The 6,853-nt window shown below is 72.1% G+C and carries 6 protein-coding genes, 2 tRNA genes and 1 pseudogene; 6 read left to right on the forward strand and 3 right to left on the reverse strand.

Annotated features, from left to right (window positions below):
• The 3 genes from GXW76_RS24445 to GXW76_RS24455 all read left to right on the forward strand — a co-directional run.
• A partial coding sequence (locus GXW76_RS24445; RefSeq protein WP_211864756.1) for an efflux RND transporter periplasmic adaptor subunit occupies positions 1 to 1,130 on the forward strand: 1,130 nt, incomplete at its 5' end.
• A 2-nt stretch (positions 1,131 to 1,132) separates the two neighbouring features.
• Positions 1,133 to 1,873: an ABC transporter ATP-binding protein gene (locus tag GXW76_RS24450; protein ID WP_211864757.1), complete on the forward strand. Its 741-nt coding sequence runs from the start codon at positions 1,133 to 1,135 to the stop codon at positions 1,871 to 1,873.
• Complete coding sequence (locus GXW76_RS24455) at positions 1,870 to 3,192, forward strand: ABC transporter permease (RefSeq protein WP_246514684.1); 1,323 nt, start codon at positions 1,870 to 1,872, stop codon at positions 3,190 to 3,192. Before GXW76_RS24450 ends, GXW76_RS24455 begins: the two co-directional genes overlap by 4 nt.
• Before the next feature lie 246 nt (positions 3,193 to 3,438).
• Here GXW76_RS24455 and GXW76_RS24460 read toward each other — a convergent pair whose 3' ends face one another.
• Both GXW76_RS24460 and GXW76_RS24465 read right to left on the reverse strand, forming a co-directional pair.
• Positions 3,439 to 5,151 (reverse strand): cation:proton antiporter, encoded by a 1,713-nt coding sequence (locus GXW76_RS24460; RefSeq protein ID WP_211864758.1) that lies wholly within the window; start codon positions 5,149 to 5,151, stop codon positions 3,439 to 3,441.
• 32 nt (positions 5,152 to 5,183) lie between these two features.
• On the reverse strand, positions 5,184 to 5,714 hold the full coding sequence (locus GXW76_RS24465) for a GNAT family N-acetyltransferase (RefSeq protein WP_211864759.1): 531 nt from the start codon (positions 5,712 to 5,714) through the stop codon (positions 5,184 to 5,186).
• A 110-nt stretch (positions 5,715 to 5,824) separates the two neighbouring features.
• Here GXW76_RS24465 and GXW76_RS24470 point away from each other — a divergent pair.
• Positions 5,825 to 5,901 (forward strand) — tRNA-Arg (locus GXW76_RS24470).
• 201 nt (positions 5,902 to 6,102) lie between these two features.
• On the forward strand, positions 6,103 to 6,390 hold the full coding sequence (locus GXW76_RS24475) for a hypothetical protein (protein ID WP_211864760.1): 288 nt from the start codon (positions 6,103 to 6,105) through the stop codon (positions 6,388 to 6,390).
• On the opposite strand, the gene GXW76_RS24480 is transcribed toward GXW76_RS24475, so the two are convergent.
• Positions 6,356 to 6,427 (reverse strand) — tRNA-Thr (locus tag GXW76_RS24480). The two genes, GXW76_RS24475 and GXW76_RS24480, sit on opposite strands and share 35 nt — an antisense overlap.
• A gap of 154 nt (positions 6,428 to 6,581) precedes the next feature.
• On the opposite strand from GXW76_RS24480, the pseudogene GXW76_RS24485 reads away from it, so the two are divergent.
• Positions 6,582 to 6,853: pseudogene (locus GXW76_RS24485) on the forward strand (hypothetical protein); the annotation flags it as partial.

The raw sequence follows: 6,853 nt of genomic DNA on the forward strand, positions 1-6,853 counted from the left end.
CCGAACTCCGCGCCCGCGGCGTCGGCGCCGAGCGCGACGCGTTGCGCGCGGCCTTCACCGCCGAACGCTCCCGTGCGGCGGTGGCCCAGGCCCGCGCCGACCTGCTGCGCGCCGAGGCCGCGCTGCTCTCCGCCACTGCCGCCGCCCGCACCGCCGATGCCCAGGTGGAGGCCGCCGAGGCCGCCCGCGCGCAGAAGGAAGCGATCCTGCGCCAGGTCGAGGTGGACCTCGGCAATGCCACCATCCGCTCGCCGATCGACGGCGTGGTGGTCTCGCGCAACATCGACATCGGGCAGACGGTCGCGGCCTCCTTCCAGGCGCCCGTGCTGTTCCAGATCGCGGCGAGCCTCGACGAGATGGAGGTCTGGGCCACGGTCGACGAGGCCGATATCGGCCGCGTGCGGCCGGGCCAGGACGTCACCTTCACCGTCGCCGCCTTCCCCACCGAAACCCTGCGCGGGCGGGTGAAGGACATCCGCCTCGCCGCTACCACGGTGCAGAACGTCGTCACCTACACGGTGGTGGTGACCGCGCCGAACGCCTCGGGCCGGCTGCTGCCGGGCATGACGGCGACGCTGCGCATCGTCACCGAGGAACGGCCGCAGGCGCTGCGCGTGCCCAATGCCGCGCTGCGCTGGCGCCCGCCCGGTTCCGCCGCCGGCACGCAGCAGGCCGAAGCCGCCGCGCCAGGCCAGGCGCAGCTCGACCAGGCACTGGCCGCGCTGACCGACCTCACCCCCGCCCAGCGCGCCGAGATCGACGCCGCGCGCGCCGAGATGCGCCAGCGGATGCAATCCCTGCCCTCGGATGCGGATGCGCGGCGCCAGCAGGCGCAGGCGGCGCGGCAGCGGCTCATCTCCCGCCTCAACGCCGCGCTCAATCCCGACCAGCGCGCACGGCTCGCGGCCATGCGCGGTGGCGGCGCACGCAGCGAGGGCACGCCGGGTACCGTCTGGATCCTAAACGGCGAGGGCCCGCCGCGCAGCATCGCCGTGCGCACCGGCATCACCGACGGGACGGTGACGGAGATCCTCTCCGGCGCGCTCGAACAGGGCGCGACGCTGGTGGTCGGCCAGGACCGCGCCGGCGCCGGCACGCCCGCCGCCTCCGCCGGGCGGCGGCTGTTCTGAGCATGGCCGCGCTCATCGAGACCGAGGGCCTGACCCGCCACTTCCCCGCCGGGGAGGAGGTCGTGAAGGCGCTCTCGGACGTGACGCTGACCGTCCAGCCCGGCGAGTTCGTCGCGGCGATGGGCCCCTCCGGCTCGGGCAAGTCCACCTTCCTCAACCTGATCGGCTGCCTCGACCGGCCCACCAGCGGCCACTACCGGCTGATGGGCGAATCCGTGGAGACGCTATCCCACGACCGCCTCGCGGAACTGCGCAGCCGGCGCATCGGCTTCGTCTTCCAGTCCTTCAACCTGCTGCCGCGGACGGATGCCTTGGGCAATGTGGAACTGCCCCTGGTCTATCGCGGCCTGCGCCGGCGCGCGCGTCGCGATCGTGCGGCGATGGCGCTCGCGGCGGTGGGGCTCGGCGACCGGATGCGGCACCGGCCCTCGCAACTCTCCGGCGGGCAGCAGCAGCGCGTGGCCATCGCGCGCGCCATCGTCGGCAGCCCGGACCTGCTGCTGGCGGATGAGCCGACCGGCGCGCTCGATACCCGCACCGGGCTTTCCATCGTGACGCTGTTCCAGGCCTTGAACCGCGGCGGGGTCGGCGTGCTGATGGTCACCCACGACGCCGAAGTGGCGCGCTTCGCCTCCCGCGTGCTGCGCTTCCGCGACGGACGGCTGGTGGGCGACATGCGTCAGGAACCGGCGGATGCGGCGGCGGTGCTGGCGGCGCTGCCGCCGATGGAGCACGCGGCATGAACGTCCCCGGCGTCATCACGCGGGAGCCGGCGGCGGCCAGCCCGCCCTCGCCCGTGCTGCCGCCGCTCCCGCCCGGGCATGGCGGGATGGACCTGATGGAGGCGCTGCGAGGCGCGCTTTCCGCGCTCGCGGCGAATACGCTGCGCTCGATCCTGACCGCCCTCGGCATCTTCATCGGCGTCGCGGCGGTGATCGCGACCGTGGCGGTGGGCGAGGGCGCGCGGCGGCAGGTGACGGCGCAGATCCAGTCCCTCGGCGCCAACCTGCTCATCATCTGGGGCGGCAGCGCGACCATGGGCGGCGTGCGGCTCGGCGCCGGCGGGCGGTCGAACCTCTCCTACGACGACGCCATCGCCATCGGGCGGGAGGTGCCGGAGATCGAGGTCGCGGTCGGCTCGATCCGCCAGACCTTCCAGATGGTCGCAGGGAACCAGAACTGGTCCTCCATGGTGATCGCCGCCGACCCGGACTACTTCATCGCCCATGAATGGGTGGCGGAACTCGGGCGCCTCTACACGGCGGAGGAGGCGAGTGCGGCGCGCAAGGTGGTGATCCTCGGCGCCACCGTCGCCGAGAACCTGTTCGGCGAGGAGGACCCGGTCGGCCGCGAGATCCGCATCCGCCAGACACCCTTCGAGGTGATCGGCGTGATGGCCCGCAAAGGCCAGAACCCGATGGGCCAGGACCAGGACGACGCGGTCTTCATCCCCTACTGGACGGCGCGGCGGTCGGTGATGGGAGCGTCTCGCGCCAATGCGCGGCAGGTCGGCACCATCTCGGTCAAGATCCACGAAGGCGAGGACATGCAGGAGGCGGAGGAATCGATCCGCGCCCTGATGCGCCAACGCCACCGCGTCGCCGCGAACGAGCCGGACAGCGTCTCGATCCGCAACCTCTCGGACATCCAGGCGACCCGCGATGCGGCGGCGCGCACGCTGTCGCTGCTGCTGGCTTCGGTCGCGGCGGTGTCGCTGCTGGTGGGCGGCATCGGCGTGATGAACATCATGCTGGTCAGCGTCACCGAGCGGACACGGGAGATCGGGCTGCGGCTCGCCGTCGGCGCGCGGCGGCGGGACGTGCTGGCGCAGTTCCTGCTGGAAGCGCTGGTGCTCGCGCTGCTCGGCGGCGCGGTCGGCGTGGCGGCGGGGCTCGCGCTGTCGCACCTGGTGGCGGACCTGGCGGGATGGCCGGTGCTGGTGAAGCCGGATGCGGTGCTGCTGGCGGTGGGGGTTTCGGCACTCACCGGGCTGTTCTTCGGGTTCTGGCCGGCAAGGCGGGCGGCGATGCTCGATCCGATCACGGCGCTGAGGCACGACTGAGGAAGGTCGGGGGAGGAGAACCTCCCCCCATCCCCCTCCCTTCCTTGTCTTCTTGGGAACTGACAGCCGATGTCAGTTCCCAGGACGGCAAAGAAGGTTGAGGGTGGTTCCGGGGGGAGAAGTTCTCTTCTCCCCCCGGCCTCTGGAGCGGTTTCCGTTCGCCTCGGCTCACGAACACCGTTCCAGGCCTTTGTTTTTACAAGCATCTTCACCCGATCAGGTGATTCCACGTGATCGGGATCTGCTCTACTGCCCCACCCGCAACTCCTCGATCGTCCGCGTCGCCGCCTCTGCATCCACTCCCAGCCGCGTCATCGCGAAATCCGCCATGCCGAGCGCGATCTCTCTTTCGCCCATCACCACCAGCCCGACGCCGGTCTCGCGCTCGAGGTAGGCGGCCTCCTCCTCGTCATGTGCGCGCGCCGCGGCGATGATGGCCGGGTTGGCCACGCGCGCCAGGGCGAGAACGTCGCGGCACCCGGCCGCATCGGGCATGCCGAGCACGATCAGGCGCGCCGTTTCCGGCCGTGCGGCCTTCAGCACCTCGACGCGTGTCGCATCGCCCCAGACCACGGGCACGCCTTCCATGCGCAGGGCCTCGACCACGCCATGGTCGGCTTCGATGACGACGTAGGGCTGCCCGTGCCGGCGCAGCGCCGCCGCCACGATGCGCCCCACGCGCCCATGCCCGACAAGGATGGCGTGCCTTTCGAGCCCCTGCGGCGGCAGGTGCGACAGCCGCGCCCGGCCGCGCCGCAGCAGCCAAGCCTGCATGCGGCGCGTGCCCTCGATCCGCACCGCGAGCCGGTCGGCCAGCAGTTGCATCAACGGCGTGGTGAGGATGGTCAGCGTCGCCGCCACCAGGATCGGCCCGCGCACCGTCGGGGGCAGCACGCCCGAACCGATCGCGAGCGTGCCGAGAAGGAAGGAGAATTCGCCGATCTGCGCCATCGCCCCGGCGACGGTGGCGGCCGCGGGCACCGGCACGCGCATCAGGATCAGCAGGCCGAGGATCGTCCCGCCAGTGCCGAGCAACACTGCCAGCACCGTTGCCACCGAGGCCAGCGGCATGGCGATCATCGCCGCCGGCTCGACCAGCATGCCGACCGAGACGAAGAACAGTGCGACGAAGACGCGCTGCAGCGGCACCGTCTCCGCCGCCGCCTGGTGGCCGAGCGGGCTCTCGCCCAGCAGCACCCCGGCGAAGAAGGCGCCCAGCGCCGGCGAGACGCCGAACAGCGCCGAGGACCCGAAGGCCGTCCCGAGCGCGATCACGATGACGGCGAGGGTGAAGAGCTCCCGCGACCCGGTCCAGGCGACGAGCGAGAGCACGCGCGGCAGCAGCACCCGCCCCCCGAAGGCCATGGCGAGGAGGAAGGCGACGAGTTCGGCCGCGGCGCCGAGCAGCCTCTGCCCCAGCGCGCCCTGGGCATCCGTTCCGGCCAGCACCGGCAGGAGCACCAGCACAATGACCGCCACCAGGTCCTGCATCACCAGCCAGCCGAGCGCGATGCGTCCGGCCTCGCCGGAGAGCCGGCCCTTCTCCTCCAGCGCGCGGGTCGCGACGGCGGTGGAGGAGATGGCGAGCGCCAGACCGAAGACCGGCGCCGAGCCCCAGCCGAGACCCAGCGCAGACACCCCCGCCGCCGCGCCGATCAACGTGCCTGCCGCGATCTGCGCCAGCGCGCCCGGCACCGCGACGCGCCAGACGGCGACCAGGTCGCGCGCGCGGAAATGCAGGCCGATGGCGAAGAGCAGCAGCGCCACCCCGATTTCGGCCAGGGCGGAGGTGACAGCTGGGTCAGCGACGAATCCCGGGGTATGCGGCCCGACCGCGATCCCCGCCGCAATGTAGCCAAGCAGCGGCGGCAGCCGGAGCAGCCTTGCGGCGAAGCCGAGGGCGAAGGCGAGTGCAAGCGCGACCACGAGGGTCGCGACCAGCGGTCCGGCATGGGTCATTGCCGGCCAGGATAATGGTTTGACGGGCCGCGTCAGCCTTCCGGCGGAGTCGCGGCGCCTTCCCCGAGTGCGCGCGTCATCAACACGCTGTCGACCCAGCGTCCGTGCTTCCAGCCCACGGCCGGCAGCAGCCCGGCGCGGGCGAAGCCGGCACGCTCGTGCAGGCCGATCGAGGCGTAGTTCGCCGAATCGCCGATCACCGCGACCATCAGGCGGAAGCCGCGCGCGGTGCATGCAGCGATCAGCGCGTCGAGCAGTGCCTGACCGGTGCCGCCCCGTGTGCCGCCGGGGGCGACGTAGACGGAGTTCTCGACGGCGAAGCGGTAGGCCGGGCGGGGGCGGTAGGCCGAGGCATAGCTGTAGCCCACGACGCGCCCGTGCCGTTCGGCCACCAGGTGGGGGTAGCCCCCGGCGAGCACCGCGGCGCGGCGGCGGGCCAGTTCGGCAGCGTCGGGCGGGTCGAGTTCGAAGCTGGCGACGCCGTGGGTCACCCAGTGGCCGTAGATGGCAGTGATGGCCGGGACGTCGTCGTCGCGGCTGTCGCGGATCAGCAGGTCGGTCATGGAGTCAGGGTGGCTTCAAGCCGTGATCGCGGGAAGATGGACGATCAGCGGATTGATGCGGCGGCGCGGGGCTTCCTTCGAGGGCCGGGCTGGGCTATGGGAGCCGAGCTGGACCCGTAGCTCAGCTGGATAGAGCGCTGCCCTCCGAAGGCAGAGGTCGTACGTTCGAATCGTATCGGGTCCGCCAATCTTTCAGATGGACAGGCCAAACCGGCGGCGGGGTTGCCAAGGCCGGGGTCGCACGATGCCGCCTCGCCTTACCCGCGCCGTTCGCGTTGCCCTGCACCTCAACAGGTATAGGGCGCCGGAGAATAGGCGCCGCTGTCCCTGTGACGGGCCGCATCTTGCTGCGCCTTCGTTCCGTTCCACTCAAACCGAGGGAACGGTTATGCCCAATCCCACCGATTGCGCCGCCATGCTGAGGCTGGATCAACTCGCCAAGGCGCCGACCGAGGCGGGTTATTCCACCAGCAAGGCCACGCTGGCGACGCAGGCCATCCGTGACGGCGAGCCAGCGTTCCGCAAGCTCGGTCGCTTCGCCGTCGGCCATGCGCGGGGCGACGCGCGCCTGACGGATCAAGCAGTGGGGGCTCAGGGCATATCGCGGGACTTCCGTCCGAACTGCGTCCCCGAAAGGCATATGCCGGGTGAGGGATTTGAACCCCCGACCTTCTGATTACAAATCAGCTGCACTACCACTGTGCTAACCCGGCGCGCCGGCTTGGTGTAGCAGAGCGTCCCCGCGCGGCAAGCGGATCGGTGCTCCGAATCGGCCTCGCCGCCTCCATCTCGCCGAGGGTCCCGCACCCGCTGATGCGCCTTTCCCCCCGCGATCGCCAGCCGCCGCCCGCCCCGGCCGCCGTCTCCGTGCCCGCTCCCCCGGGCCCGCTGGCGCTGCGCCGCCGCGCCCGGCGCGGGCTGGGCGCGGCGGGGCTGGTCTCGATGCTGCTGCATGCGCTCCTCGTCGCAGCCGTGCTGCTCGAGATCGACCCGCGCGCGCGGCCCCCGCAGGAATTGCCGCCGCCGAGCTTCGCTGTCGTCTTCCAGGGTGGCTCCGACCAGGCCCCGCGCGCGGCCGAGGCGCCGGAACTCGCGCCGGTGACCACCGCGGAGGCCCTGCCGCCGCCGCCGCCACCGCC

The sequence above is a fragment of the Neoroseomonas soli genome, from assembly GCF_018129065.1.
Lineage (GTDB): Bacteria > Pseudomonadota > Alphaproteobacteria > Acetobacterales > Acetobacteraceae > Neoroseomonas > Neoroseomonas soli.

Excerpts from the sequence above, each read along its gene's own strand:
- GXW76_RS24450 (WP_211864757.1), top strand. The coding sequence starts at position 1,133 with ATGGCCGCGCTCATCGAGACCGAGGGCCTGACCCGCCACTTCCCCGCC.
- GXW76_RS24455 (WP_246514684.1), top strand. The coding sequence starts at position 1,870 with ATGAACGTCCCCGGCGTCATCACGCGGGAGCCGGCGGCGGCCAGCCCG.
- GXW76_RS24460 (WP_211864758.1), bottom strand. The coding sequence starts at position 5,151 with ATGACCCATGCCGGACCGCTGGTCGCGACCCTCGTGGTCGCGCTTGCA.
- GXW76_RS24465 (WP_211864759.1), bottom strand. The coding sequence starts at position 5,714 with ATGACCGACCTGCTGATCCGCGACAGCCGCGACGACGACGTCCCGGCC.
- GXW76_RS24475 (WP_211864760.1), top strand. The coding sequence starts at position 6,103 with ATGCCCAATCCCACCGATTGCGCCGCCATGCTGAGGCTGGATCAACTC.